The following is a 24,495-nucleotide window of genomic DNA, read 5'->3' on the forward strand; positions in this document are numbered from 1 at the left end:
GCCCGCCGGTTTCCCTGCCCCGGTCAGCCTTCCGGTTTCATCGTTTCATCGGCAATGCGGTCGGATAGAACAGCTCTCAGGCGTGGCCTGCCTGGTTGGACAGCATCGCCGGCTGGATCCCCATATGGGCCAGAACCCGGTCGTATTTTCCGGAATGGTCCTGGTCAAAGACCAGATCGTCGCGTCCGGGGCAGCTCAGCCAGGTATTGGATGCGATTTCGCTTTCGAGCTGCCCGGGCGCCCAGCCGGCGTAGCCCAGAAGCATGATGCCGCGTTCCGGCCCACGGCCTTCCTTGATGGCCCGCAGGATATCCACCGTCGCCGTCAGGCACAGATCGTCGTTCACCGGTATGGTCGACTCGCTCAGGTAATCGTCGGAATGCAGGACGAAGCCGCGGCCCGATTCCACCGGACCACCGAGCTGGATGGGAAAGTCACGGGCGCGATCGCTGACGCCGCCGCGCGAGGCGGGTCCATGGCCCTTCGGGCTGTCGAGATCGAGATTTTCGAGCAACTGCTCGAACAGAAGCGGTTGCGGTCGGTTGACAATGAACCCCATGGCGCCATCCTCGGAATGGGCGCACACGAATATGACAGCGCGCTCGAAGCGCTCATCGCTCATACCCGGCATGGCTACGAGGAAATGCCCATCCAGGCATCCCCGGGGCCCCCGGGACAATTTCCTATCGATCCCGAACATGGATCGAGCCTAGCAAGTTTCAGCATTTTGGAAAGCCCCTTTCGGCTCATGATTGGCTGACGCCCAACGCGTGGAGCGACCGGTCACGGAAAAATGAGAAACCGGTCCGTTGTATTGAATGGATTTGCCGCTGCCGGTTCCGTTAGGATGGCCCCATGTCAAAACGCCCTGCGATATCCCTGCTCCGGCACCTGCTGCCTGTTCTCTTCGGCCAGACGATCGCGCTTGCCGTGACCCTGGTTCCGGCCTGGTCACTCGACAGCGGCTGGGCCGAGACCGAAGGCGGGCGCATGCGCCTGGTCATCGATCCGGCGCCGCGCGACGACGGCACGATTGCCGGTTTTCTCGATGTCGACCTGGAACCGGGCTGGAAGACCTATTGGCGCGATCCCGGCAGTGCGGGGATTCCGCCGACGCTGGATTTTTCGCTGAACAAAGGCGTGGCTCTCCTGTCGATGGACTACCCGGCGCCGGTGCGCGTCGATGACGGCTATGCGATCTGGGCCGGCTATACGGCGCCGGTGCAGTTTCCGCTGACATTCCGGCGCACCGGATCCGGGAACGGGCAGGTCCACGCACAGGCCTTCATCGGCATCTGCGAAAAGATCTGCGTGCCGTTTCAGGCCGAACTGGTGGTCGACCTGCCCGCAGATCCCGCCGGCCATGATGCCGCGCGGCAGGCGGTCGATGCCGCGTTTGCCCGCCTGCCGGAAGCCCCCGGGGCCGATTTCAGCCTCAAGTCGGCGCTGCTTGAGATGAACGGGACGCAGCTGACGATTTCGGCGACCCTGCCCGCATTCCGCCCTTCGGGCGTCGATCCCGAGATATTTGTCGCCGGACCGGACGGTTTCGCCTTCGCTCCGCCGAAGCTGACAAGCAACGCGGACGGGCTGGCCGAATGGACGGTCCGGGTCGAACAGCCTTCCGGAGCGGATGCGGACACCGCTCCCCTCCCGCTCGACATTGTCGTCACGCTGGGTCAGCGCGCCATCGCTCAGACCGTTTCGGTCAACCGCGCCGCCGGGGATTGATTCCGGCCCGATTTTCTTGAAATCAAGACTCGAAATTTCCGCCGCAACGCCTAGATTGCGGCTGATAGCAAAGGCACACAAGGAGCGCCGACGTGACGATTTCAATTGGGGACAAACTGCCCGAAGCCACCTTCAAGGAAAAAACCGCAGACGGCATGACCGAGACAAAGGTCAGCGACCTGTTCGCCGGCAAGAAGGTCGTCCTGTTCGCGGTGCCCGGCGCGTTTACGCCGACCTGCCATCTCAATCACCTGCCCGGTTACCTCGAGAACCGCGACGCCATTCTGGCAAAGGGTGTCGACGAGATCGCCGTGGTGTCCGTCAATGACGCCTTCGTCATGGGGGCCTGGGAAAAGGCAACCAACGGCACCGGCAAGCTGCGCTACCTGTCGGACTGGGATGCGAGCTTCACCAAGGCGATCGGCATGGATGCGGATCTTTCCGCAGGCACGCTGGGCATCCGCTCGAAGCGCTATTCGATGATTGTCGAGGACGGCAAGGTGACGGCATTCAATCTCGAAGAGACCCCCGGCACGGCAGTAGCCTCTGGCGCTGCCGCCCTGCTTGAGCAGCTCTGAGCTCCGCAGACAATGCGAAACATCAAGCGGCGCCCTATCGGGGCGCCGTTCTGGTTTTGAAGGGGGCCATGCCCTCCCGCGCCAGCTCATCGGCGCGTTCATTCTCCGGATGGCCGTCATGGCCCTTGACCCAGTGCCACTTGACCTTGTGGCGCTGGTTGGCCTGATCAAGCGCCTGCCAGAGTTCGGCGTTCTTCACCGGTTTCTTGTCGGCGGTCTTCCAGCCGTTCTTCTTCCAGCCAAAAATCCACTTGGAAATGCCGTCCATGACATATTTGCTGTCGGTGTAGAGGTCGACCTCGCAGGCGCTCTTGAGCGCGTTCAGCGCCGAGATCGCCGCCAGCAGCTCCATGCGGTTGTTGGTCGTTTCGGCCTCGCCGCCCGACATTTCCTTGACCGATGCGCCATGGCGCAGGATGGCGCCCCAGCCGCCCGGACCGGGATTGCCCGAACAGGCGCCGTCGGTGAAAATTTCAACATGCTTCAATGTGTCAGATCCTTGCTGCGAAGGCCATATTCCGAGCTCGATCCGATCCTGCGATGGAACCGCAGCTTGCGCAGATATTCGAGCGGGTCCTTCTTGACCACCAGCGCGCCTTCCGGCGTGGTCAGCCAGTCGTGCAGGCGCGTGAGGAAGAAGCGCAACGCAGCGCCACGCGCCAGCAGCGGCAAGGCTTCCGCCTCGCGTTGGTCGAGCGGACGAACCGACACGTAGCCGTCGATCAGCGCCATGCCCTTTGTCAGGTTGAATGCGCCGTCGGCTTCAAAGCACCAGGCGTTGAGGCAGATGGCGACGTCATAGGCGAAGAAATCATTGCAGGCGAAATAAAAGTCGATCAGGCCCGACAGCCGGTCCTCGATGAAAAACACATTGTCGGGGAACAGGTCGGCATGGATCACACCCTCCGGCAGATTGTCCGGCCAGTTGCTTTCAAGGGCTGCCAGTTCCTGATCGATCTCATCGCGCAGCCCGGGCTGGACCTCGTCGGCCCGGTCGCGCGATCCCTCCCACAGGGGCCGCCAGTTGACCACGGTAAGGCCGTTGACGCGGCGGATCGGGAAATCATTGCCGGCCACATGCATGGCGGCCAGGGCACGGCCCACCTCGCGGCAATGCAGGGCCTGCGGCTTGCGCAGCCAGGCGCCGTCGAGAAACGAGACCATCGCCGCCGGCCGGCCGGCCAGTTCCCCCAGGTGGCCGCCATCCTTGCGCTCGATCGGCAGCGGGCAGCTCAGCCCCTTGAGCGCCAGATGATCCATCAGCCCCAGGAAAAACGGCAGGTCGTCGCGATTGACCCGCTTCTCGTAGAGCGTCAGGATGAAGGTGCCGCCGCTGGTGCGCAGCAGGAAATTGGAATTCTCCACCCCTTCGGCAATGCCCTTGTAGGACAAGAGGGTGCCGACATCGTATTCCTCGAGAAACGCCCTGAGCTGTTCCTCGTTCACATCCGTATAGACGGCCATTCTCAGCGCTCTCCGTTGACGAACGCCATGTCGGCGGTGGTGAGTTCGACATCGCGCAGTTCGCGATTGACCAGGAAGTTCTCGGTCTCCTGCACGGTCTCGGCCAGCTCGATGGTCGCATCGAAACGGGCCTTGAACGCGTCGATGATCTCGGCGACGACGACTTCCGGCGCCGACGCCCCGGCGGACAGTCCGAGCAGGCGAATGTCGCCGATGGCGTCCCAGTCGATTTCGTGGGCGCGCTGCAGCAGGATCGACTTCTTCGCCCCGGCCTTCAGCGCGACTTCGACAAGCCGCTTGGAGTTGGAGGAATTGGGGGCGCCGACAACCACGAACAGATCGCAGCCGGGAGCCGCCTGCTTGACCGCATCCTGGCGGTTGGTGGTGGCGTAGCAGATCGATTCCGCCGCAGGCGCGGTGATCTCAGGGAAGCGCTGGTTGAGCCGCGCGATCACGTCGGCGGTGTCGTCCACCGACAGGGTCGTCTGGGTGACGAAGCCGAGGGCTGCGGGATCGGCGGGCTCGAAGGCGTCGACATCCGTCACTGTTTCGACCAGCGTCACGGCGCCCGGCGGCAGCTGTCCCATGGTGCCGATGACTTCGGGATGGCCCTTGTGGCCGATGAGCACGACGTGCCGGCCCAGCCGCTCGTGGCGCATGGCCTGCTTGTGGACCTTGGAAACGAGCGGACAGGTGGCATCGAGATAGAACAGGTTGCGGGCTTCGGCGTCCGCGGGCACGGACTTGGCGACGCCGTGGGCCGAAAAGATCACCGGCTGGGCATGATGCTCCACCGGAATTTCATCAAGCTCCTCGACGAAGACCGCGCCGAGCGCCTCCAGACCCTCGACAACGAAACGGTTGTGGACGATCTCATGGCGCACATAGACCGGCGCTCCATACTTCTTCAGCGCCAGCACCACGATCTGGATGGCGCGATCCACCCCGGCACAAAAACCGCGGGGGCCGCAAAGCCGGATTGTCAGTGGGGTTCGGTTCATTGGCTCATCAAGTGTTTCAGCCGGTCAAAGTCAACCGGCAATGAGAACGACGATCAGGGCAATCGCAGCTGGAAGCGCCTGGATGACGAAGATCTTGCGCGATGCGGTTGCGCCCCCATATAGGCCGGCGACCAGAACGCAGCCAAGGAAAAACAGCTTGAGCTGGAAGGCAAAGCCGGTATCCGGGTGGAGCAGAGACCAGATCAGGCCGGCAGCGAGAAAGCCGTTGTAGAGCCCCTGGTTGGCCGCCATGACCCTGGTCTGGATCGCCTGCTCGGGCTTGGTGCCGAAAGCCTTCATTCCGCGCGGCGAGGTCCAGAAAAACATCTCGAGCACAAGAATGTAGATATGTTCAAGCGCGATCAGCGCCACCAGGATCAAAGCCAGAATTGCCACCTGATTTTCCTTTCCGATCATCTGCCGTATCCGGCTAGCATGCCGGCATGGTGGAACGCCAGCCGTGATCAGGATTTTCGCTTGAACCATCCGAACAGGGCGACACCGAGCAGGGCGAGCGCCAGACCATACCACGTGATGGCATATTGCAGATGGCTGTTGGGCAGATCGATGACCGTGACGCCGCCGCGCGGCAAGCCGCCGGGAACAGGCGTCGAATCTGCATCGAGGAAGAAGGGCAGCACCTTGTCTGCGGCCAAGCCGGTGGACGCGGCCATCCGGTCGAGGTCCTTCCAGTAGAAGATATTGGCAGCCTCGTCGTTCTCGGGGACCATGAAGGAGGGCTTTTCCTCGAGCCGGGCGCGCGCGAGACCGGTGATGGTCTGCACGCCCTCGACCAGGCTTTGCGGCCGAGTCGACGGCTCTTTCCGGTCATAGGGGACAAAGCCGCGATTGACGAATAGCAACCGGCCGTCATCAAGTTCGAGCGGCGTGTAGACATAGAATCCGGACTGGCCTTCGAAGGTCGCGAAGAAGTGGCGTTCCCTGTCATTGAGGAAGCGGCCGGAGGCGCGGGCCGCGCGGTAGTCGATCGGCTCTCCCGCTCCGAGCGCCGCCTTAATTGCGCTGACATCAACAGGATCGGCCTGGCTGCGCTGTTCGATCGCCGCCAGCAGGTCTTCTTTCCAGTGAAGCCGCTTGACCTGCCAGGTGCCGAGCGAAACCAGGACCGCAAGGGCGATCGGAAATAAAACCAGGCCGAGCCAGAACTTGCCGGTGCGCCGGGCTTTCCCGCTGTCTGCCGGCTCAACCACGATCGATCTGTCCCTCGGCTGCCTTGTGGCGGTATTGCAGCGCGATCATCAGTCCCTTCAGCCCGCGCAGCAGCCCCAGGCAGAGAATGGTCGACAGCGGAATCCACAAGATCAGGTGAACCCAGAGCGCCGGGCTGTAGTTGACTTCGAGCCAGAGGGCGAGGCCAACGACGATAAATCCGATGATGAGAATCACAAAAACCGCCGGGCCGTCGCCGGCGTCAGCGAAGGAATAGTCCAGGCCGCAAACGCCGCATTTCGGCTTCACGCCGAGCAGGCCATCAAACAGCGCGCCCTCGCCGCATCGGGGGCAGCGGCCGCGCAATCCGACCGATACCGGATCGACGGGCGGGTAATGGGCTTCATCCTTGGACATTGGCTGGTTTCCTTGTTGTTTCGGGACCACTCGCCCGCCTCAAACGCAGAGGGCGGCAGGTTTCCCCGCCGCCCCCCTGAATAGCTGGATCCAGGTCTTGATGTCAGCCGTGGTAGATCGGCGCACCCCAAGATGCCCAGACGTAGATCGAGAAGAACAGGAACAGCCAGACCACGTCAACGAAGTGCCAGTACCAGGCAGCTGCTTCGAAACCGAAATGCTGCTTCGGCGTGAAGTCGCCCTTCATGGCACGGATCAGGCAAACGATCAGGAAGATCGTGCCGACCAGAACGTGGAAGCCGTGGAAGCCGGTGGCCATGAAGAACGTGGCACCGTAGATGGAATCTTTGAAGGCGAACGGAGCGTGCGCATATTCGTAAGCCTGGACGCCGGAAAACAGGATGCCCAGAGCCACCGTCAGCGCCAGGCCATTGACCAGGCCCTTGCGGTCGCCATGCAGCAGCGCATGGTGCGCCCAGGTCACCGTGGTGCCCGACAGCAGCAGGATGATGGTGTTGTAGAGCGGCAGGTGCATCGGATCGAGGACTTCGATGCCGGCCGGCGGCCACTGACCGCCGGTAAAGGCGGCGCGGGCAACCTGATGGACCTCGTCCGGGAACAGGCTGGCGTCGAAGAAGGCCCAGAACCAGGCGACGAAGAACATCACTTCCGAGGCGATGAACATGATCATGCCGTAGCGCAGGTGCAGGCTGACCACGCGGGTGTGATGACCTTCATGGGCTTCCTTGATGGTCGCGCCCCACCAGCCGAACATGGTGTAGAGAACGATCGCCAGACCGACGAGGAACAGGACCGGGTTGGTGATCGGCAGACCAAGCAGCGAATCCGCGCCCTTCATGCCCTGCATCCAGCCGATGCCGCCCAGCGCCATGACGAGCGCGCCGATCGATCCGGTCAGCGGCCACGGGCTCGGGTCGATGATGTGATAGTCGTGGTGTTTTTGATGTGCGTCGGCCATGTCAGCTTTTCCCCGATGGTCATCATTCCCGCCCCGGACCACCCGTCCGGTGCAGTGTTGGTCTTACAAGGTGTTCCTGTCTTGCACCGGCTCCGCCACCGCTGCAACGGGTTTTTCCGATGCGTGGGGGAAGAAAGTGTAAGAAAGCGTGATTGTGGTTATGTCCTTGGCATCCAGATCGTCGACAATCGCCGGATCGACGAAGAAGACGACGGGCATGTCCATTGTCTCACCAGGCTTCAGCTCATTTTCGGTGAAGCAGAAACACTGGATCTTGTTGAAATAGGCGCCCGCCGCCATCGGCGTGACGTTGAAGGTCGCCTGGCCGGAGGTGGCCACGTCCGACTTGTTGCTGGCGGTGTAAGAGACCTGAACAGTCTCGCCGATCTTGAGTTCGACCTCGCGCTGAACCGGCTTGAAATCCCATGGCAGACCGGCTGCGACGTTGGAATCGAAGCGGATCTTGATGGTGCGGTCGAGGATCGTATCCGACATCTGCTCGACGCGTTGCGTGGTGCCGCCGTAACCGGTGACCTGGCAAAACAGCTGGTAAAGCGGCACGGCGGCGTAGCTCACGCCGATCATCGAGGCCACGAATGCCGAACAGGCGACAACGATGCGCATGTTGGTTCTGGTCTTGCTGGTATCCGCCGGAGTGCCGCTCATTGCCTCTTCCTCACATCGGACGGTTGAAGATGCCGGGACCGACCTTGATGATGGTCACCACGTAAAACAGCACGGCCAGGACAGCCAGGACAATCGCCAGCGCCACGGATCGCGAGCGCCGCGCCTTCTTCTGCTGTTCGGTGAGTTCGACCCTGTCCATGCTCAAGCCACCAGACCCATGAATTTCGGCGCCAGCGCATCGACCAGCAATGCCGTGAAAATGACGAACAGATAAAGCAGCGAATAGGCAAACATCTTCTTGGCCGGGATCATCTTCTTGTCGCCGTCCGGCATCCGCCAGACCTGGATCGAATACCAGATGAAAGCCATACCAAGGACCGCCGCGACCACGCCATAGGCGAACCCGGCAAAGCCCATGACGGTCGGAACCACGCCGCTGATGGCCGTGAGTACCGCATAGAGGACGATCTGGTTCTTGGTCGTGCGCTCACCCGCCACATTGGGCAGCATGGGAACGCCGGCGCGGCCGTAATCCTCGGACTTGAACAGGGCCAGCGCCCAGAAATGCGCAGGCGTCCAGAGGAAGATGATCGCGAAAAGCGCGATGCTCTCGAGCGAGATCGAATTGGTTACGCAGGCCCAGCCGATAATCGGCGGGAATGCGCCTGCGGCGCCGCCGATGACGATGTTCTGCGGCGTCGAGCGCTTCAGCCACATCGTGTAGACGACCGCATAGAAGAAAATGGTGAAGGCGAGCAGGCCGGCAGAAAGCCAGTTGACGATCAGGCCGAGGGTCGCCACCGAGAACACCGACAGGAACAGGCCGAAGGCAAGCGTGGTTTCCGCAGAAATCCGGCCCGCGGGAATCGGCCGTTTCGCGGTCCGGCCCATCATCAGGTCGATGTCGGCGTCGTACCACATGTTGAGCGCGCCGGACGCGCCACCGCCAACCGCGATCGCAAGAATGGCAATGAAGCCGATCACCGGATGTATTTCACCGGGAGCCATCAGCATGCCGACGAGCGCCGTGAAGACGACAAGCGACATGACACGCGGCTTCAGCAGCGCGAAGAAATCGCCTGCATCGCCATCGACGACAGCCGCCGAAGCGGGAGCGGTCAGAGCATCATGTTCGTTGGTCATTGCCATGGGCAACTTGCCTTTCCTTCATCCCCGGGTTCAACGGTCCCCTTCAAGCGGGGTCCGGGTTTTGTGCTTCCCGGTTGCAAGCATCAGACCGCCGGATCGACCCGGCGGCCTGGATTTCACGCTGACTGCGCCAAGATTACTTGATGCGCGGCAGCTTCTCCCACTGGTGGTAGGGCGGCGGCGACGTCAGCTGCCATTCGAGAGTGGTCGCACCCTCGCCCCAGGGGTTGTCACCGGCAACGCGCTTCTTGGCGAAGGCTTCCCAGACACCGAAGAGGAAGATCAGGACGCCGAAGCCGGAGATGTACGATCCGTAGGACGAGATCGCGTTCCAGCCGGCAAATGCATCCGGATAGTCGATGTAGCGGCGCGGCATACCGGCAAGGCCGAGGAAATGCTGCGGGAAGAACACCAGGTTGACGCCCACGAAGGTGACCCAGAAGTGGATGCGGGCAACCGTCGGGTTGTACATGTAGCCGGTCATCTTCGGGAACCAGTAGTACCAGCCGGCGAAGATCGCGAACACGGCGCCGAGCGACAGCACGTAGTGGAAGTGGGCAACCACGTAGTAGGTGTCGTGCATGGCCCGGTCGAGACCGGCATTGGCGAGCTGCACGCCGGTCACACCGCCAACGGTGAACAGGAAGATGAAGCCGATCGCCCAGAGCATCGGGGTGCGGAACGAGATCGAGCCGCCCCACATCGTCGCGATCCAGGAGAAGATCTTCACGCCGGTCGGAACCGCGATCACCATGGTGGCGAAGACGAAGTAGCGCTGCGTGTTGAGCGACAGGCCGACGGTGTACATGTGGTGCGCCCACACGATGAAGCCGACCGCGCCGATGGCAACCATCGCATAGGCCATTCCGAGATAGCCGAACACCGGCTTGCGCGAGAAGGTCGAGACGATGTGGCTGATGATGCCGAAGGCCGGCAGGATCAGGATGTAGACTTCCGGGTGACCGAAGAACCAGAACAGGTGCTGGAACAGGATCGGATCGCCGCCACCTTCAGGCGCGAAGAATGCGGTACCGAAGTTGCGGTCGGTCAGAAGCATGGTGATGCCGCCAGCGAGAACCGGCAGGGACAACAGCAGCAGGAATGCTGTGATCAGCACTGACCAGGCAAACAGCGGCATCTTGTGCAGGGTCATGCCCGGCGCACGCATGTTGAAGATGGTGGTGATGAAGTTGATCGCGCCGAGGATCGACGAGGCGCCAGCGACGTGCAGCGACAGGATGGCGAAATCCATTGCCGGACCAGGCTGGCCCGAGGTCGAAAGCGGCGGGTAGATGGTCCAGCCGCCGCCGGTGCCGTAGGCGCCTGCAGGACCTTCGACGAACATCGAAAGCAGGAGCAGGATGAAGGCGGGCGGCAGAAGCCAGAACGAGATGTTGTTCATGCGCGGGAACGCCATGTCCGGTGCACCGATCATGATCGGCACCATCCAGTTGGCGAAGCCGCCGATCAGCGCCGGCATGACCATGAAGAAGATCATGATCAGGCCGTGGGCGGTGGTGAACACATTGTACATGTGCTTGCCGCCGTCGATGGCCGCATCACCCTCGAAACCGTAGACCATTGCGGCCAGGCCGTGGAAGATCTGGATGCCGGGCTCCTGCAGCTCCATGCGCATGGCAATGGAGAGAAGACCGCCGATGATGCCCGCGATGATCGCGAAGATCAGGTAGAGCGTCCCGATATCCTTGTGGTTGGTGGAATACATCCAACGACGCACAAAGCCCTGCGGCTTGTGGTCGTGATCGTCGTGAGCGACAGTTGAACCGGCCATTGGTCTCAGTCCCCTCTCTTAATTCTGATCGTTGGCGGCGACATCGACCGACTTCGTGTCGGCTTCGATGGCGGCAACCAGGTTGCGATTGGCGGCTTCGATATCATCGGCCGCTGCAGCAAGCCAGGCATCGAACTTGTCCTGGGCAACCACACGGATCGCGATCGGCATGTAGGCGTGGTCCTTGCCGCAAAGCTCGGAACACTGACCATAGTAGAGGCCTTCGGCGTCCGCCTTGAACCATGTCTCGTTAAGACGGCCGGGCACCGCATCCATCTTGACGCCGAACGCCGGCATGGCGAAGGAATGCAGCACGTCGGCAGCGGTCACCAACAGGCGAACCGTCTTGCCGACCGGAACGACGAATTCGTTGTCGACCGTAAGGAGGCGCGGATAGACGGCCATGTCTTCCTTGCCCGCATCGGCGCGGTCGCCATCCTGCATCATCAGAGAGTCAAACGAGACTTCGTTTTCCGTCTGATACTCGTAGCCCCAGTACCACTGGTAGCCAGTCGCCTTGACGGTGTAGTCAGCGACCGGGGGCGAGTACTGCGCGGTCAGCAGGTTGAAGGACGGGATCGCCAGCGCCAGCAGAATGACCACAGGACCGAGGGTCCAGATCACTTCGATGAGCGAATTGTGGCTGGTCTTGGAGGGGGTGGGATTGGCCCCGGCGCGGAATTTCACCATCACGTAGATCAGAAGCGCCAGCACGAAGAGTGTGATCGGCACGATAAACCAGAGCGTATAGGCTTCGAAGCCGCGGATCTGGGTCATGATTTCGGTGGCAGCGGGCTGCAAGCCCAATTGCCAATCAACCGGCTGCGCTGCCAAAGCGGGGCTCGCGCCCAGCGAAACCAGCGCGGCAAGCCCTGCAGAAAGCTTGTTGGTCACGTTATGTCTCCCTCGAGTATCGTACCGCCTGCGTGACAAGACGGAATCCCTCAATTTGATTGGCGCTTCAAATCACAGAATGACATCGCCCGCAACTGTCGTCACCTGTTGATGATGCGGCATTTTTGCGCGGGGCCTTGTGAAAGCGGCGGGTTTGGACGGCCAGAAGCAAGCCGAACCGCGATTTTCCCCGAAAACCGGCCCGCGGACGCCCTGCTGGCTGAAGCCCTGGCGCATTCGCCGGTCCACTTTGATCCGCCAGCGTTGCCCCGAAGCCGCATTTTTGCCGCACAAAACAGCAGAGAGTGGACGTGAAGGGTTCCAATTTGCCCGCGCCCATCTACAAATTGAGCGATGATTCGGCCGTTCCATGGAGTTGAAATGGCATTTGCACAGATATCGAACCGGAGTCTTGGCGCTGTCCTAGCGTGCCTGATGCTCGCCATCCCCTCGGGCCTTGCAACGCAGGCAGCCGCCCAGCAGGCCGGCAAGGTCAAATCCTCGCACGGCGCCTGGTCGATCGTCTGCGACACGCCTGCGGGCGCGCCGGGAGAACAATGCGCGCTGATGCAGAACGTCATCGCCGATGACCGTCCCGAGGTCGGGCTTTCAGTGGTGGTGCTCAAGACCGCGGACCAGCAGGCCCGCATCCTCAGGGTGCTGGCGCCGCTTGGTGTGCTGCTTCCGTCCGGACTCGGTCTCAACATCGACGGCAAGGACATCGGCCGGGCCTATTTCGTCCGCTGTTTCTCCGATGGCTGCTATGCCGAGGTGATCCTCGACGAAACGCTGCTGACGACCTTGCGCGGCGGCACCACGGCAACCTTCATCGTGTTCCAGACGCCCGAAGAAGGCATCGGCATTCCGGTCGACCTGGCAGGCTTCACCGAAGGTTACGCGGCGCTTCCGTGATTTTAGCTGACGTAGCGTTAGGCGGCTCAACTGGTTTCCGGCTCAGTCCAATCTGCCATCGCGTAAGATCGTTCCCACAACCCGCAAGTACCTGTCATCCGCGATGCTCTCGGGCTTGGCCATATCCACATGGCCGAATGCGGCAAAATTTTCGCTGAACGAGCCGCATCCGGTCGTTGCGCTTAACTGGGACACGACAGCGTCGAGCGGACTGGCGAAGCAATACCACCAGGTCGATACCGGATCACGTGCCGCCGCTTCCCAGTCGGCGTTGAGATCGACAAGGAACTGTGCCCCAGATCCCAGTTCCGCGGTCAATGCTCCGCCGACGCCCAACAAGCTGCCAAGCCTTCCCCAATTGGTGCCGCCGTAGGGGCTGCCAAGACTTAGCATGCCGCGAATCGGGAGTTTGTTGCGGGCCAATTGGTTGCGCATATACAACTTGCGAGCAATGACACCACCCAAGCTGTGCGCCACCAAATAGATCCGGTTGTATTTTTCATCTGCCCCACTGCGTAGTAATTGCCGTCGCAAGACTTCGGCTATATCCGGAACCCGCAGATTTCTCTTTAAGATAAAAACCGGATACAGGAACAATTCCGTATCGAACCCTTGCATGGCGATATCATCGGACACAAGCTGCGGAAACTTGTTGAATGTCGCTTCATCCCCTTTCCAACCATGGATGAATACGATCAACGCCTTGTCATCGATGGCGGCCTGGGCTTGCTGGGATAGGGTCCTCACATCAACAGGTTCAACAGGTTTAACCTGTCGTTCCGGAATGCTGGCGATGATGGCATTTTCTATGCGAGAGAGTTGCTCCATCGTCCCCCGGTACTCAGATGGAACGAGCGACGGTTGAAACTGTAGTGGCGGCAAACCGGCATCCATGGGAATGGGCTTGAACACTACAATAGCGCCGACGGCTAGGGCGACGTAAAGCAACCAGATCCCGAGAAGTCTTGTTTTGCCGCGCTTTTTGTATATTTGAAGAAATAAAAAATTGAAGCCCCCGGGAAGGCCGCCGGTATGAACGGAATACGCAGCAAGGATTAGCAGGCCACCTGCGACCGCGAACGCCGCTAACACACCCCAAAGCGCATTGGTCTGCTGCAGGGCAACCACCACATCCCAAAACGTTCTCTCCATGCCCACCTCCCGATACAGCTGACCTGGGACCGAAACCTGCGCCGTCAACCCTGACCGTAGGTCTGCCGGCGGCTGAGTGTAGCCGTCCCCAATCGTAATTCAATCTTGCCGATCACGTGGCGGGCGCTAATCGCCCGGGTGGCAGGCGGCCGGTATCGCGAAGCCGCCCACCCTGCCCCGCCAACGCCTTCATGGCCGACTTGGCCGGTCCGCCGGTGCGTGGGGCAATCATTGTCTCGCGCCTCGCAAACGCGACGAGGATTTTAGCCACGCGCCGGTCCCCATCGGTTTCAATCGCCGCCGGATAACCTATATACCAAGTCATGATCTCATCAGAAATGGACAAGACCATGCAGGATCCGCTCGCCAGCCAGTTCGACATCTCGGAAGCCAAGGTCGAGAGAATCGTCGCCGATGCGCTCAAGGACGCCGACGATGGCGAGCTCTACCTAGAATACGAGGAAACCGAATCCCTGCTGTTTGACAATGGCAAGCTGAAGTCGGGAGCCTATTCCACGGATCGCGGTTTCGGACTGCGCTCGGTGCTGGGCGAGACATCGGGCTATGCCCATGCGGGTGAATTGTCGGAAGCCGCGCTGATGCGCGCCGCGGACGCCGTTTCGGCGGTGACGCGCGGCGCCAAAGGCACCTATTCGGCAGCACCCCAGCGCACCAACAAGCTGCTCTACACCGCGCAGAACCCGCTCTCGACGCCGGGCTTCGAAGACAAGGTCAAGCTGCTGCAGAGCATCGACCATTATCTGCGCAGCAAGGACGAACGGGTCCGGCAGGTTTCTGTCTCGGTCGCCGCCAACTGGCAGGTGGTCGAGATCCTGCGTGCCGACGGTCACCGGGTGCGCGATGTTCGCCCCCTGACCCGGCTCAACATCTCCGTAGTGGCCGGCGTCGGCGACCGGCAGGAAAACGGCTCCTACGGCATGGGCGGGCGCAAGCTGTTCGGCGATTTTCTGAGCGAGGAAAGCTGGCGGCATGGCGCCGACGAGGCCCTGCGGCAGGCGCTGGTCAATCTGGAAGCCGTCCCCGCACCGGCGGGCACGATGGACGTGGTGCTTGGCGCCGGCTGGCCCGGCGTGATGCTGCACGAGGCCGTCGGCCACGGGCTGGAAGGCGATTTCAACCGCAAGAAGACCTCCGCCTTCGCCGGCCTTCTCGGCCAGCGGGTGGCGTCGAAGGGCGTCACGGTGGTCGATGACGGCACCATCGAGGGTCGGCGCGGCTCGTTGTCCGTGGACGATGAAGGCACACCGTCGGGCTACAATGTGCTGATCGAGGACGGTATCCTGGTGGGCTACATGCAGGACCGGCAGAACGCCCGGCTGATGGGCATGAAAGCCACCGGCAACGGGCGCCGGCAGTCCTATGCGCACCAGCCGATGCCGCGGATGACCAACACCTACATGCTGTCGGGCGACAAGACGCCCGGAGAGATGATCTCCTCGGTGAAAAGAGGGCTCTACGCCGTTTCCTTCGGCGGCGGCCAGGTCGACATCACATCGGGCAAGTTCGTTTTCGGCTGCACCGAGGCCTACATGATCGAGGACGGGAAGATCGGCGCGCCGGTGACCGGCGCGATGCTGATCGGCAACGGCCCGGAAGCCATGCAGCGGATCTCGATGGTCGGCAATGATTCCGCGCTCGATACCGGCATCGGCATGTGCGGCAAGGCCGGGCAGAGCGTTCCGGTCGGCGTCGGCCAGCCGCATCTGCTGATGAACGCCATGACCGTGGGCGGCACCCAGGCCTGAGACGGCGATCCTCGTCGCTCGACCTTCATCGAGACCCAGGACCTGCCATTCAGCGGAAATCCGGGCGCCGGCGAGGAAGCTGTTGCCAAATGAGCCGGCGCGGTGTCTAAGCGACTGAAGATAAATCCATTCTTCCGTCATGCTTGATATTCTTTCCACCACGGTTCCTGTCTTCATCATGATCGCGATCGGATACGCGGCGGTCCGTCTTGGCGTGTTCGAAGCGGCGGCGATGCGAATTCTCGGCAGCTACGTTGTGACGCTTGCCCTGCCCGCGCTGCTGTTCAAGGCCATTTCGCAGCGTCCGCTCGCCGAAGTGATCAACTGGAGTTACATGGCGGCCTATCTCGCCGGGTCGCTGGTGGTTCTGACAGCCGGTTTCTTCTACGCGCGGCGGATCCAGAAGGCTGAAACGACAGCCGCGGCCTTCAGCGCCATGGGCATGGTCTGCTCCAACACCGGGTTCATCGGCTATCCGATCCTGCTCTTGACGCTGCCATCGATTGCCGGCGTCGGCCTGGCGCTGAACATGATGGTGGAAAACATCGTGCTCATTCCGCTGCTGCTCGCCATCGCCGAGGCCGGGCACGGCGGGCCTTCGCCGGTGGGCGCGATGCTGGCGCGGACGTTCAGGGGGCTGGCGCGCAATCCGATCATCATCGGCCTCGTCGCCGGACTTGCCGCCTCGTTTTCAGGCGTGACCATCCCGGCGCCGCTGATGAAGCCGATCGACATGCTGGCCGCCTCCAGCGCCGCTGTGTCGCTGCTGGTCATCGGCGGCACGCTGGCAAGCGTGTCCGTTCGCGGCCTCAGCGGCGAGATCGCGCCGACCGTCGCAGGCAAGCTGGTGTTTCACCCGCTGGCCGTGTTCCTGGCCACATTCGCTCTTCCGCTGGCCGGACTGGCGCCGCTGTCTTCCGAGATGCAGGCGGCAGCGGTCATCCTGGCGGCGGTTCCGATGATGGGGATCTACCCGATCCTTGCACAGCGCTTCGGCCGCGAGCGCTCGAGCGTCGTCGCCATGCTGATGGCGACCGTGCTCTCCTTCTTCAGCCTCAGTGCCGTACTCTGGGCGGTCAACACCTACATCCTGTAAGCGACCCTGTTGGCGGGAGCGGCTGAACGCGCCCCGACGCGGTCCCGGAAATCGCGCTTCCGTCGGGGCCTTGTGCGCTGCGGTTGCACCGGTTCGTATATTACCGCGCGAGATTCAACATCGGTTAAGCCGGCTCTGCTACAAGATCTTTTTACCAAGCGTTTTTTGCGCATTTCGGATCGGGAATATGTTCGGACCCAATACCGTTGCAGCACGTCGAATGCTCAAACGCGCCGCCATCCAGAGCGGGCTCGAGGCGGTGTCGCTGTTTGCCAGGACGGGTCTGATGTCCGGTGCACGCGGATCGGGCGCAATCTTCACGCTGCACCATGTCCGGCCGGCCACCCACAAGGTTTTCGATCCGGTCGCCCATCTGACGATCACTCCCGAATTCCTCGATGCCGGTATTGCCCGGCTGAAGGCTGACGGACATGTTCCCGTGGCGCTCGAAGACCTGCCGGAATTCCTGGCCAATCCGGACCGGCCGGGCCCGGCCATGGTGTTCACGCTCGATGACGGCTATCGCGACAACACCAAGTTCGCCCGTCCGGTTTTCGAGAAACACGGCGTTCCCTACACGATTTTCATCACCGGAGGCTTCGTCGACCGGACCCAATCGATCTGGTGGGAGACGGCCGAACTGCTTCTCGCCCAGATCGACGAGTTCGTTTTCGATTTCGGAAACGGACCGGAAAGGCTGCAAACCCGCAACCCCACCGAAAAATATGCGGCCTTCGACCGGCTGCACAAGGCCCTTGCCTGCAACGAGCAACGGCTGATCGTCGAGCGGCTTGGCGAGCAGGCGCGGGCTGCGGGTATCTGTCCGACCGGGCTCGTCGACCGGGAGGTGATGGACGAGGCAGAGCTTCGCGGCCTGGCGGACACGCCCCTGGCGAGCCTGGGCGCGCACACCATCTCGCACCCCAATCTGGCGCACCTCGACGCCGCAGAAATGCAGCGGGAAATCCGCCAATCCGCCGAGCGGGTGGCCGAAATCACCGGCAAGACGCCGCGCACGCTGGCCTATCCCTATGGCGACAAATGTGCCGCCGGCACGAGGGAATACGAGGCCGCAAAGGATCTCGGCTTCAAGCTCGCCGTGACCACCAATCCGGGCACCCTACGGGCTGGCAGCCTCGATAACCTGTTTTCGCTGCCCCGCATCTCGCTTAACGGCTACTACCAGAAATGCCGCTACGTGGGAGCGCTCGCGTCAGGGATCCCGTGCGCGCTCGCCGGTTCCGCTCAGGGATAGAGCCGGGTCTTTTCCCAGGTATCTCCCGAGCGGCTGAAAACCACCCGGTCATGCAGCCGGAACGGCCGGTCATGCCAGAACTCGATGGATTGCGGCAAGATCCGGAAGCCCGACCAGTGGGGCGGACGCGGAATCTCGCCGATGGCGTGTTTGGCGGTGTATTCGGCGACTGCCTTTTCAAGCGCAAAGCGGCTTTCCAGAGGACGCGACTGCTTCGAGGCCCAGGCGCCGATGCGGCTGCCGCGGGGTCGCGAAGCGTAGTATTCATCGGCTTCCGCGTCGCTGACCTGCTCCACCGGGCCGCGGATCCGGACCTGGCGGCGCAAGGTTTTCCAGTGAAAGCACATGGCGGCCTTCATCGACGAGAGAATTTCCCGGCCCTTGGCGCTTTCGAAATTGGTGTAGAAGACAAAGCCGCGCTCATCGAAGCCCTTGAGCAGAACCATCCGGACATCGGGCAATCCGTCGCTGTCAACGGTTGCCAGAGCCAGGGCATTCGGGTCGTTGGGTTCAGATGCGGTCGCATCTTCAAGCCATTTCGCAAAAAGCCGGTAAGGCTCGGCTTCCTCAGTGAAGTCACCAGTCGTTAACCCTGTTTCTGTCATAATGTATCCTCATGCCTCCAGGCTGGAGTGGCAGTACGTTGGAACCTGACCTAACAGAAGCAATCAACAGGGAAAAGAGCGGCACAGTGCACCGCGCCGTTTTGGCGCTGGCATTGCCGGCCTGCCTTGCCTTGTCGGGCTGCATGGGCGGTGGCTCCTCGGCGGTTTCCGCCCTTGCCCTCGACAAGACCACGACGGCATCGATCGCCCCGCTGTCAGCCGAAAGCGAGATCCTGTCCGACGAGACCGTCATCCGCGACCTTGTCGGCAGCCTGGCCCAGAACCAGCTCGCCACCTCCCAACCGTGGTCAAATTCGCTGACCGGTTCGGCGGGAGTGATCTCGAACCTGACGACACTGGCCGATGGCGCAAGGACATGCCGGCTGTTCCAGACCACGCGGCACAGCTTTGACGGCATTGCGCTTTTCAATGGGCGGGTCTGTCGCCGGCCCGATGGCGGATGGGATCTGGTCAGCCTCGACCGCACCTAAACCATCCTGCGTTCAGGCGGGGATCGTCTGAAAGCAGGATGGTCTATTTTCAAAATTGTAGAGCGTAACTTGTACGCCCAAGTGGACGCTCGGCGCTCCAACGCTGAGTGGAATATTATTCCGAATCCGGGACCGAAATCCGGCTTTACATACACGGATGGTTAGCAAATCTTCGCTAGGCTACCCCGATTAGGCCCATACGGGGATGTAACATGCGTAGTCCGTACACGGTGCTCGGCGTCAACACGACGGCGAAGGCTGAAGATATAAAGAGCGCTTACAGGCAGCTCGCAAAGATTTGGCACCCGGATCAGAATCCCAATGATCCTCAGGCAGGCACCCGGTTTGCGGAGATTGCCCACGCCTACAAGATGCTGATCGATCCCGAAATGCGTCTGAAATTCGACCATGGTCATGTCGACGCCCGGGGCCGCCGCCAGACGCGCCCGGCGCGCGGGTTTTCGGCCAATCCCTTCAAGACATTCAAGGAAACGATGGGCAACGCCCGCGGTCCTCAGGCAAGCACGGCAAGTCAGGCCGCCGATGCCCTGGACGAGGCGAAGTTCGAGGACATGGTGGTCCATATCTTTGGCGACGCAGCCGCCAAGAAGACAAAGGAACAGGCCGCCCAGGACAGGGACCAGCCCGGGCAAAGAGCCAAGACCGACGCGCCGGGCATGGACGAAGATCCGCTGACCACGCTCGACAATCTGTTCAAGAAATGGAAATCGCGGCACCGGTCGAAGACGGTCCTGCCGTCAAGCTATCACCAGGTCGAAATCACCCTGGAGACGGCACTTTCCGGCCTTGAAGAGGAGGTCGTGTTTGGAGAGAGCGAGACCGTCGCCTACACGATTCCGGCCGGAACCGTCGACGGAGCCGAAATCGTCGTCGCCTCGCCCAATCCACAGGTTTACGGCGATGCGATTGTGACCGTCCGGCACCAGCAGCATGCCCGGCTGCGGTCCATGGGCGCCGATATCCACGGAGATCATCCGATCGAACTGGCCGAGGCCGTGCTGGGCGGCTCGTTCGTCTATGAAGGTCTCGATGGGCCTGTGCGCATCGATGTTCCGGAATGGTCGGGCTCCGACACCGTGCTCACGGTCAAGAACAAGGGACTTCCCACCATCTTCGGCAAGCGGGGCACTCTGCATGTCCATTTGCGCGTGATGCTGCCGGAAAAACACGATCCGCACCTCAAGGATCTGATGCGATCGAGCAAGAAGGCTTGGTATCTCTAGACTTTCTGTTTTACAAAACCGAAAGTCTGGCGGTTAAACCAATCCATCGCCTTGACTTGCGGCGGCACGCACCGTGTGCCATAGCCTGCGCGACTATTTCGAGGGAGAATGCAATGGCTGACACTTCCGGCCTGATGAAGGGCAAACGCGGCCTGATCATGGGCGTGGCGAACAATCGGTCGATTGCCTGGGGCATTGCCAAGGCGTGTGCCGATGCCGGCGCGGAGCTTGCGCTGACCTATCAGGGCGAAGCGCTGAAGAAACGCGTCGAACCGCTGGCCACCGAACTCGGCGCGATCGTTGCCGGGCATTGCGACGTGACCGACCTGGACACGATCGACGCGGTTTTCGCGGATCTGGAAGCGCGCTGGGGCAAGCTCGATTTCGTGGTTCACGCCATCGCGTTCTCCGACAAGGACGAACTGACCGGCCGCTATGTCGAGACCACCCGCGAGAACTTCAACCGCACCATGGACATCTCGGTCTATTCGCTGACCGCGGTCGCCAAGCGGGCCGAACCGCTGATGACCGATGGCGGTTCGATCATCACGCTGACCTATTACGGCGCCGAGAAGGTGATGCCGCATTACAACGTCATGGGCGTTGCCAAGGCAGCGCTCGAGGCCTCCGTGCGGTATCTCGCCGTCGACCTGGGCGGTTCCAACATCCGGGTCAACGCGATCTCCGCCGGCCCGATCAAGACGCTCGCGGCTTCGGGCATCGGCGACTTCCGCTACATTCTGAAGTGGAACGAGTACAACTCGCCGCTCAAGCGCACGGTCACCATCGATGAAGTCGGCGATTCCGCGCTTTACCTGGTGTCGGACCTGTCGCGCGGCGTGACCGGCGAGATCCTGCATGTCGATTCAGGCTATCACACGGTCGGCATGAAGGCCGTGGATGCCCCAGACATCAGCGTCGTCTGACAGTTTCGCGTTCGGCCTTTGCCGTCCAGATCACTTCACTTGAACGGGCTTTGCATCTATTCAAGGCGGCGAGCGACTCGCGCGGGCGCAGCCACGCGCCGTGATCGAGGTCCATACTCTCCAACGAGGATCGATGCATGCTTCTCTACGTAATCCGCCACGGGCAGACGGACTACAACAGGGAGGGGCGACTGCAGGGTGCGCGCGACATCCCGCTCAACGACACCGGTCGCGCACAGGCTACGGCCAATGGCCGCACGCTTGCGGGCCTGCCCGATCTCGAACTGCCGCTTGACGATTTCGACTGGGTGGCAAGTCCGCTGGGGCGGACGCGCGAGACTATGGAACTGGTGCGCAAGGCGGCCGGCCTCGATCCCCTCGCCTATCGCACCGATCCGCTTGTGATCGAACTGTCGTTCGGCGACTGGGAGGGGCAGACGCTTGGCGAGGTCGAGGTGCATTCGCCCCATCTCATCGAACAGCGCAACAGGGGCAAGTGGCGTTTCAGGCCACCCGGCGAGCGGGCGGAAAGCTATGCCATGCTGGCGGAGCGGACAGACAGGTTCCTGGCGTCGGTCGAGCGCCCGACAATCTGCGTCGCCCATGGCGGCGTGATTCGCACCCTGTTCAACCGGATCGGCAAGGTCGACGGCGACGATGCCGCCGTCATCGACATTCCGCAGGACCGGGTGCTGAAGATCGCGGGCGATTCGATCGGCTGGGTGTAGACTTCACTCTCACCCGCTTCCCGCAAACAGCGCGGTTCGCCCCGCTGCTTTCACGGCCCGCTCGGGAGCCCCAGAGGCAGGCACCCGCCCAGTTGGGGACGGGTACCGGCGGCCTTGTCAGCCGGCGTGGATCCGCTCGCTCCAGCAAGCATGCAGCGCGTCGACGTCCCCGCTGGTGAGCAACGGCATTGCGTTTTTGAGCTGCTCTTCGGACCAGTCCCACCAGCGCATCTCGAGCAGACGTTCGACGTGGCTGTCGTCAAAACGCCGCCTGACCATCCGCGCAGGGTTGCCGGCGACGATGGTATAGGGGTCCACATCGCGGGTCACGACGGCGCGGGTCCCGATCACGGCGCCGTCGCCGATCCTGACCCCCGGCATCACGATCGCCTCGGAGCCGATCCAGACATCGTTGCCGATCACGGTGTCGCCCGCGGGCCGGTGGCCGTTCACCGCACCTTCGAAGGCTGGCACCTCCGACATCCAGTAGAAGGGAAAGGTGCTGACCCAGTCGTTGCGGTGTCCCTGGTTGCCCGCCATGATGAAGGCAGCGCCGGATCCGATCGAGCAGAAGCTGCCGATCACGAGCCGGTCGACACCTTCGTCAGGCAGGAGGAATCGCGCGCAGTCATCGAAGCTGTGGCCGTGGTAGTAGCCCGAGTAATAGCTGTAGCGGCCGACGATGATGTTCGGGTTGGTGACCTGCTTGTCGAGCGTGACGCCCCGGAAGGGGCTTTCGAAATAATTGTTCATGTTCAGTCCTCTGAATGAATGTCTGTTCGCGCGCACGCGAAACCGGCGCGGTCGCCCGGAGGCGACGCGCTTCAGCCCTGCCCGCAAGGCAGGGCACATTCAGATGGTTCGGTCTGCAGACTTCACTATGGACCTTGGAACACTGAAAAGGAAGTATTGCGGGATCGACCGGCCGCCTACTGCACCACCTCGAGATCGTTGATCATGCGCTTGCCGTCAACGACGGTGTAGAAAATCACCACTTCGACGTTCTTTTCCAGACCTTCGAAATTAAATTCGGCGGGGGTGACGTAGACCTTGCCGTCATTGAGCTTGATGGTCTGATCTGCCGTGGAAACGTCGGCGATCTTGCCGGTGGCGTCGGCGCTCTGGGCCCAGGCGGAGAACGGTGCAAACAGGGCGGAAACAGCCAAAATGGCGGAAATGACGATACGCATCGGGCAGTCCTTGATCAGTTTTTTGGAGTTGCCCCTTTCAAGGGGCAGAATGTGGCAAAATTGATGCCGCCAATTGAGCCGCAAACAATTGCCTTGTCAATGAAACCGACGAGATCGGAGGTCCTGCCAACAAAAAGGCTTCCCCCGAGGCCCCTCGATCCTCTAGAAGTCACCCTGAACCCTCACAAGCGGGCCTGGTCCGCGATTATCTCATGGTTGCAACGCATGTCGCACAACACCTTCGGACACCTGTTTCGGGTCACCACCTGGGGCGAAAGCCACGGGCCGGCGCTTGGCTGCGTGGTTGACGGCTGCCCGCCCGGCATCCGCTTCACCGAGGATGAGTTGCAGTACTGGATGAACAAGCGCAAGCCCGGGCAATCCCGCTTTGTCACCCAGCGCCGGGAAGACGACCTGGTCAAGGTGCTCTCCGGGGTGATGCCCGAGGATGATGGCCACCTGATCACCACCGGCACGCCGGTCTCGATGCTGATCGAGAACACCGACCAGCGCTCGAAGGATTACTCGGAAATCGCCAAGCGCTACCGGCCCGGCCACGCCGATTTCACCTATGACGTCAAATACGGGGTGCGCGACTATCGCGGCGGCGGTCGCTCGTCGGCGCGCGAAACCGCGGCCCGGGTCGCTGCCGGCGGACTGGCGCGGCTGGTCGTTCCCGGCCTGATTGTCCGGGGGGCGCTGGTGCAGATCGGCGAGCACAAGATCAACCGCGACAACTGGGACTGGGCGGAAGTCGAGAACAATCCGTTCTTCGCCCCCGATCCCGAAATCGTGCCCGTATGGGAAGACTATCTCGACACCGTGCGCAAGGCGGGCTCGTCCATCGGCGCGGTGATCGAAGTGGTGGCGGAGAACGTGCCGGCCGGGCTCGGCGCGCCGATCTATGCCAAGCTCGACCAGGATATCGCGTCGAACCTGATGTCGATCAACGCCGTCAAGGGTGTCGAGATCGGCAATGGCTTCGGAGCGGCCTTGATCAGCGGCGAGGAGAACGCCGACGAGATGCGCATCGACGCCAATGGCGATCCGGTGTTCCTGTCCAACAATGCCGGCGGCATCCTGGGCGGCATTTCGACCGGGCAGCCGATCGTGGCGCGGTTCGCGGTCAAGCCGACCTCCTCGATCCTCAACGACCGGCGGTCGATCGATTCCGACGGCAACGAGGTGGATGTGCGGACCAAGGGCCGGCATGACCCCTGCGTCGGCATCCGCGCCGTTCCCATCGGCGAAGCCATGGTTGCCTGCGCACTGGCCGACCATTACCTGAGAGACCGCGGCCAGACCGGCCGCCTCGTTTGAAAGACCGC

General features: G+C 62.0%; 28 protein-coding genes. 11 read left to right on the forward strand and 17 right to left on the reverse strand.

The features are described from left to right. Positions 1 to 76: 76 nt before the first annotated feature. Positions 77 to 700: a YqgE/AlgH family protein gene (locus tag O4H62_RS05285; RefSeq protein WP_269386074.1), complete on the reverse strand. Its 624-nt coding sequence runs from the start codon at positions 698 to 700 to the stop codon at positions 77 to 79. Positions 701 to 855: 155 nt separating this feature from the next. Between O4H62_RS05285 and O4H62_RS05290 the strand changes: the two genes are divergently transcribed. Then, on the forward strand, positions 856 to 1,731 hold the full coding sequence (locus O4H62_RS05290; protein WP_269386075.1) for a protein-disulfide reductase DsbD domain-containing protein: 876 nt from the start codon (positions 856 to 858) through the stop codon (positions 1,729 to 1,731). A gap of 92 nt (positions 1,732 to 1,823) precedes the next feature. Beyond that, a complete protein-coding gene (locus O4H62_RS05295; RefSeq protein WP_269386076.1) occupies positions 1,824 to 2,309 on the forward strand; it encodes a peroxiredoxin in 486 nt (161 codons plus the stop codon). 34 nt (positions 2,310 to 2,343) lie between these two features. Here O4H62_RS05295 and rnhA read toward each other — a convergent pair whose 3' ends face one another. From rnhA to coxB, 12 genes are all read right to left on the reverse strand, one after another. Continuing rightward, positions 2,344 to 2,796: a ribonuclease HI gene (rnhA, locus tag O4H62_RS05300; RefSeq protein WP_269386078.1), complete on the reverse strand. Its 453-nt coding sequence runs from the start codon at positions 2,794 to 2,796 to the stop codon at positions 2,344 to 2,346. Next, positions 2,793 to 3,773, reverse strand: coding sequence for a homoserine kinase (locus O4H62_RS05305; RefSeq protein ID WP_269386079.1), 981 nt, complete (start codon positions 3,771 to 3,773; stop codon positions 2,793 to 2,795). The genes rnhA and O4H62_RS05305 overlap by 4 nt, the downstream gene beginning before the upstream one ends. A gap of 2 nt (positions 3,774 to 3,775) precedes the next feature. After that, entirely contained in the window at positions 3,776 to 4,774 is a 999-nt protein-coding gene (ispH, locus tag O4H62_RS05310; protein WP_269386081.1) for a 4-hydroxy-3-methylbut-2-enyl diphosphate reductase, read from the reverse strand. Between the two features lie 30 nt (positions 4,775 to 4,804). Continuing rightward, positions 4,805 to 5,191 (reverse strand): DUF1304 domain-containing protein, encoded by a 387-nt coding sequence (locus tag O4H62_RS05315; RefSeq protein WP_269386082.1) that lies wholly within the window; start codon positions 5,189 to 5,191, stop codon positions 4,805 to 4,807. Between the two features lie 47 nt (positions 5,192 to 5,238). Next, positions 5,239 to 5,985: an SURF1 family protein gene (locus tag O4H62_RS05320; protein ID WP_269386083.1), complete on the reverse strand. Its 747-nt coding sequence runs from the start codon at positions 5,983 to 5,985 to the stop codon at positions 5,239 to 5,241. Continuing rightward, positions 5,978 to 6,361 carry a DUF983 domain-containing protein gene (locus tag O4H62_RS05325; protein WP_269386084.1) on the reverse strand — a complete coding sequence of 128 codons (384 nt, stop codon included), beginning with the start codon at positions 6,359 to 6,361 and terminating at the stop codon, positions 5,978 to 5,980. The genes O4H62_RS05320 and O4H62_RS05325 overlap by 8 nt, the downstream gene beginning before the upstream one ends. 103 nt (positions 6,362 to 6,464) lie before the next feature. Further along, entirely contained in the window at positions 6,465 to 7,340 is an 876-nt protein-coding gene (locus O4H62_RS05330; protein WP_269386085.1) for a cytochrome c oxidase subunit 3, read from the reverse strand. Positions 7,341 to 7,403: 63 nt separating this feature from the next. After that, entirely contained in the window at positions 7,404 to 8,006 is a 603-nt protein-coding gene (locus O4H62_RS05335; protein ID WP_269386086.1) for a cytochrome c oxidase assembly protein, read from the reverse strand. A 10-nt stretch (positions 8,007 to 8,016) separates the two neighbouring features. Beyond that, complete coding sequence (locus tag O4H62_RS05340) at positions 8,017 to 8,166, reverse strand: hypothetical protein (RefSeq protein ID WP_269386087.1); 150 nt, start codon at positions 8,164 to 8,166, stop codon at positions 8,017 to 8,019. Positions 8,167 to 8,168: 2 nt separating this feature from the next. Continuing rightward, positions 8,169 to 9,110, reverse strand: a complete 942-nt coding sequence (locus tag O4H62_RS05345; RefSeq protein WP_269386328.1) for a heme o synthase — start codon at positions 9,108 to 9,110, stop codon at positions 8,169 to 8,171. Between the two features lie 142 nt (positions 9,111 to 9,252). After that, positions 9,253 to 10,908, reverse strand: coding sequence for a cytochrome c oxidase subunit I (ctaD, locus tag O4H62_RS05350; RefSeq protein WP_269386088.1), 1,656 nt, complete (start codon positions 10,906 to 10,908; stop codon positions 9,253 to 9,255). An 18-nt stretch (positions 10,909 to 10,926) separates the two neighbouring features. Further along, positions 10,927 to 11,802, reverse strand: a complete 876-nt coding sequence (gene coxB / locus O4H62_RS05355; RefSeq protein WP_269386089.1) for a cytochrome c oxidase subunit II — start codon at positions 11,800 to 11,802, stop codon at positions 10,927 to 10,929. 435 nt (positions 11,803 to 12,237) lie between these two features. Here coxB and O4H62_RS05360 point away from each other — a divergent pair, with 435 nt between their 5' ends. Then, complete coding sequence (locus O4H62_RS05360; RefSeq protein ID WP_269386330.1) at positions 12,238 to 12,714, forward strand: invasion associated locus B family protein; 477 nt, start codon at positions 12,238 to 12,240, stop codon at positions 12,712 to 12,714. 42 nt (positions 12,715 to 12,756) lie between these two features. Here the strand turns inward: O4H62_RS05360 and O4H62_RS05365 are convergent, their stop codons facing one another. Then, positions 12,757 to 13,866, reverse strand: a complete 1,110-nt coding sequence (locus O4H62_RS05365) for an esterase/lipase family protein (RefSeq protein ID WP_269386090.1) — start codon at positions 13,864 to 13,866, stop codon at positions 12,757 to 12,759. Between the two features lie 350 nt (positions 13,867 to 14,216). Here O4H62_RS05365 and tldD point away from each other — a divergent pair, with 350 nt between their 5' ends. From tldD to O4H62_RS05380, 3 genes are all read left to right on the forward strand, one after another. Continuing rightward, entirely contained in the window at positions 14,217 to 15,632 is a 1,416-nt protein-coding gene (gene tldD / locus O4H62_RS05370) for a metalloprotease TldD (RefSeq protein WP_269386332.1), read from the forward strand. A gap of 139 nt (positions 15,633 to 15,771) precedes the next feature. Beyond that, positions 15,772 to 16,728, forward strand: coding sequence for an AEC family transporter (locus tag O4H62_RS05375; RefSeq protein WP_269386091.1), 957 nt, complete (start codon positions 15,772 to 15,774; stop codon positions 16,726 to 16,728). 220 nt (positions 16,729 to 16,948) lie between these two features. Further along, a complete protein-coding gene (locus O4H62_RS05380; RefSeq protein ID WP_269386093.1) occupies positions 16,949 to 17,983 on the forward strand; it encodes a polysaccharide deacetylase family protein in 1,035 nt (344 codons plus the stop codon). Here the strand turns inward: O4H62_RS05380 and pdxH are convergent. Continuing rightward, positions 17,974 to 18,588 carry a pyridoxamine 5'-phosphate oxidase gene (gene pdxH / locus O4H62_RS05385; RefSeq protein ID WP_269386095.1) on the reverse strand — a complete coding sequence of 205 codons (615 nt, stop codon included), beginning with the start codon at positions 18,586 to 18,588 and terminating at the stop codon, positions 17,974 to 17,976. The genes O4H62_RS05380 and pdxH overlap by 10 nt on opposite strands. A 38-nt stretch (positions 18,589 to 18,626) precedes the next feature. Between pdxH and O4H62_RS05390 the strand changes: the two genes are divergently transcribed. The 4 genes from O4H62_RS05390 to O4H62_RS05405 all read left to right on the forward strand — a co-directional run bounded on the left by O4H62_RS05390 (position 18,627) and on the right by O4H62_RS05405 (position 21,977). Next, positions 18,627 to 19,079, forward strand: coding sequence for an RT0821/Lpp0805 family surface protein (locus O4H62_RS05390; protein ID WP_269386096.1), 453 nt, complete (start codon positions 18,627 to 18,629; stop codon positions 19,077 to 19,079). A 212-nt stretch (positions 19,080 to 19,291) separates the two neighbouring features. Continuing rightward, on the forward strand, positions 19,292 to 20,323 hold the full coding sequence (locus O4H62_RS05395; protein WP_269386097.1) for a DnaJ C-terminal domain-containing protein: 1,032 nt from the start codon (positions 19,292 to 19,294) through the stop codon (positions 20,321 to 20,323). 113 nt (positions 20,324 to 20,436) lie between these two features. Further along, entirely contained in the window at positions 20,437 to 21,249 is an 813-nt protein-coding gene (gene fabI, locus O4H62_RS05400) for an enoyl-ACP reductase FabI (RefSeq protein ID WP_269386099.1), read from the forward strand. Between the two features lie 137 nt (positions 21,250 to 21,386). After that, entirely contained in the window at positions 21,387 to 21,977 is a 591-nt protein-coding gene (locus O4H62_RS05405; RefSeq protein WP_269386101.1) for a histidine phosphatase family protein, read from the forward strand. Positions 21,978 to 22,094: 117 nt separating this feature from the next. Here the strand turns inward: O4H62_RS05405 and catB are convergent, their stop codons facing one another. Both catB and O4H62_RS05415 read right to left on the reverse strand, forming a co-directional pair. After that, entirely contained in the window at positions 22,095 to 22,730 is a 636-nt protein-coding gene (catB, locus tag O4H62_RS05410) for a type B chloramphenicol O-acetyltransferase (protein WP_269386103.1), read from the reverse strand. 176 nt (positions 22,731 to 22,906) lie between these two features. After that, on the reverse strand, positions 22,907 to 23,167 hold the full coding sequence (locus tag O4H62_RS05415) for a DUF1344 domain-containing protein (RefSeq protein WP_269386105.1): 261 nt from the start codon (positions 23,165 to 23,167) through the stop codon (positions 22,907 to 22,909). 225 nt (positions 23,168 to 23,392) lie between these two features. Here O4H62_RS05415 and aroC point away from each other — a divergent pair, with 225 nt between their 5' ends. Continuing rightward, positions 23,393 to 24,487: a chorismate synthase gene (gene aroC / locus O4H62_RS05420; RefSeq protein ID WP_269386107.1), complete on the forward strand. Its 1,095-nt coding sequence runs from the start codon at positions 23,393 to 23,395 to the stop codon at positions 24,485 to 24,487. Positions 24,488 to 24,495: the final 8 nt, after the last annotated feature.

Source organism: Parahoeflea alexandrii (assembly GCF_027214025.1).
GTDB lineage: Bacteria > Pseudomonadota > Alphaproteobacteria > Rhizobiales > Rhizobiaceae > Hoeflea > Hoeflea alexandrii_A.

Bases quoted from the DNA above. Each gene is read 5' to 3' on its own strand.
- O4H62_RS05285 (WP_269386074.1), bottom strand. From the start codon at position 700: ATGTTCGGGATCGATAGGAAATTGTCCCGGGGGCCCCGGGGATGCCTG.
- O4H62_RS05290 (WP_269386075.1), top strand. From the start codon at position 856: ATGTCAAAACGCCCTGCGATATCCCTGCTCCGGCACCTGCTGCCTGTT.
- O4H62_RS05305 (WP_269386079.1), bottom strand. From the start codon at position 3,773: ATGGCCGTCTATACGGATGTGAACGAGGAACAGCTCAGGGCGTTTCTC.
- ispH (WP_269386081.1), bottom strand. From the start codon at position 4,774: ATGAACCGAACCCCACTGACAATCCGGCTTTGCGGCCCCCGCGGTTTT.
- O4H62_RS05315 (WP_269386082.1), bottom strand. From the start codon at position 5,191: ATGATCGGAAAGGAAAATCAGGTGGCAATTCTGGCTTTGATCCTGGTG.
- O4H62_RS05325 (WP_269386084.1), bottom strand. From the start codon at position 6,361: ATGTCCAAGGATGAAGCCCATTACCCGCCCGTCGATCCGGTATCGGTC.
- O4H62_RS05330 (WP_269386085.1), bottom strand. From the start codon at position 7,340: ATGGCCGACGCACATCAAAAACACCACGACTATCACATCATCGACCCG.
- O4H62_RS05335 (WP_269386086.1), bottom strand. From the start codon at position 8,006: ATGAGCGGCACTCCGGCGGATACCAGCAAGACCAGAACCAACATGCGC.
- O4H62_RS05340 (WP_269386087.1), bottom strand. From the start codon at position 8,166: ATGGACAGGGTCGAACTCACCGAACAGCAGAAGAAGGCGCGGCGCTCG.
- O4H62_RS05345 (WP_269386328.1), bottom strand. From the start codon at position 9,110: ATGACCAACGAACATGATGCTCTGACCGCTCCCGCTTCGGCGGCTGTC.
- ctaD (WP_269386088.1), bottom strand. From the start codon at position 10,908: ATGGCCGGTTCAACTGTCGCTCACGACGATCACGACCACAAGCCGCAG.
- O4H62_RS05360 (WP_269386330.1), top strand. From the start codon at position 12,238: ATGCTCGCCATCCCCTCGGGCCTTGCAACGCAGGCAGCCGCCCAGCAG.
- O4H62_RS05365 (WP_269386090.1), bottom strand. From the start codon at position 13,866: ATGGAGAGAACGTTTTGGGATGTGGTGGTTGCCCTGCAGCAGACCAAT.
- tldD (WP_269386332.1), top strand. From the start codon at position 14,217: ATGCAGGATCCGCTCGCCAGCCAGTTCGACATCTCGGAAGCCAAGGTC.
- O4H62_RS05375 (WP_269386091.1), top strand. From the start codon at position 15,772: ATGCTTGATATTCTTTCCACCACGGTTCCTGTCTTCATCATGATCGCG.
- O4H62_RS05380 (WP_269386093.1), top strand. From the start codon at position 16,949: ATGCTCAAACGCGCCGCCATCCAGAGCGGGCTCGAGGCGGTGTCGCTG.
- pdxH (WP_269386095.1), bottom strand. From the start codon at position 18,588: ATGACAGAAACAGGGTTAACGACTGGTGACTTCACTGAGGAAGCCGAG.
- O4H62_RS05395 (WP_269386097.1), top strand. From the start codon at position 19,292: ATGCGTAGTCCGTACACGGTGCTCGGCGTCAACACGACGGCGAAGGCT.
- fabI (WP_269386099.1), top strand. From the start codon at position 20,437: ATGGCTGACACTTCCGGCCTGATGAAGGGCAAACGCGGCCTGATCATG.
- O4H62_RS05405 (WP_269386101.1), top strand. From the start codon at position 21,387: ATGCTTCTCTACGTAATCCGCCACGGGCAGACGGACTACAACAGGGAG.
- catB (WP_269386103.1), bottom strand. From the start codon at position 22,730: ATGAACAATTATTTCGAAAGCCCCTTCCGGGGCGTCACGCTCGACAAG.
- O4H62_RS05415 (WP_269386105.1), bottom strand. From the start codon at position 23,167: ATGCGTATCGTCATTTCCGCCATTTTGGCTGTTTCCGCCCTGTTTGCA.
- aroC (WP_269386107.1), top strand. From the start codon at position 23,393: ATGTCGCACAACACCTTCGGACACCTGTTTCGGGTCACCACCTGGGGC.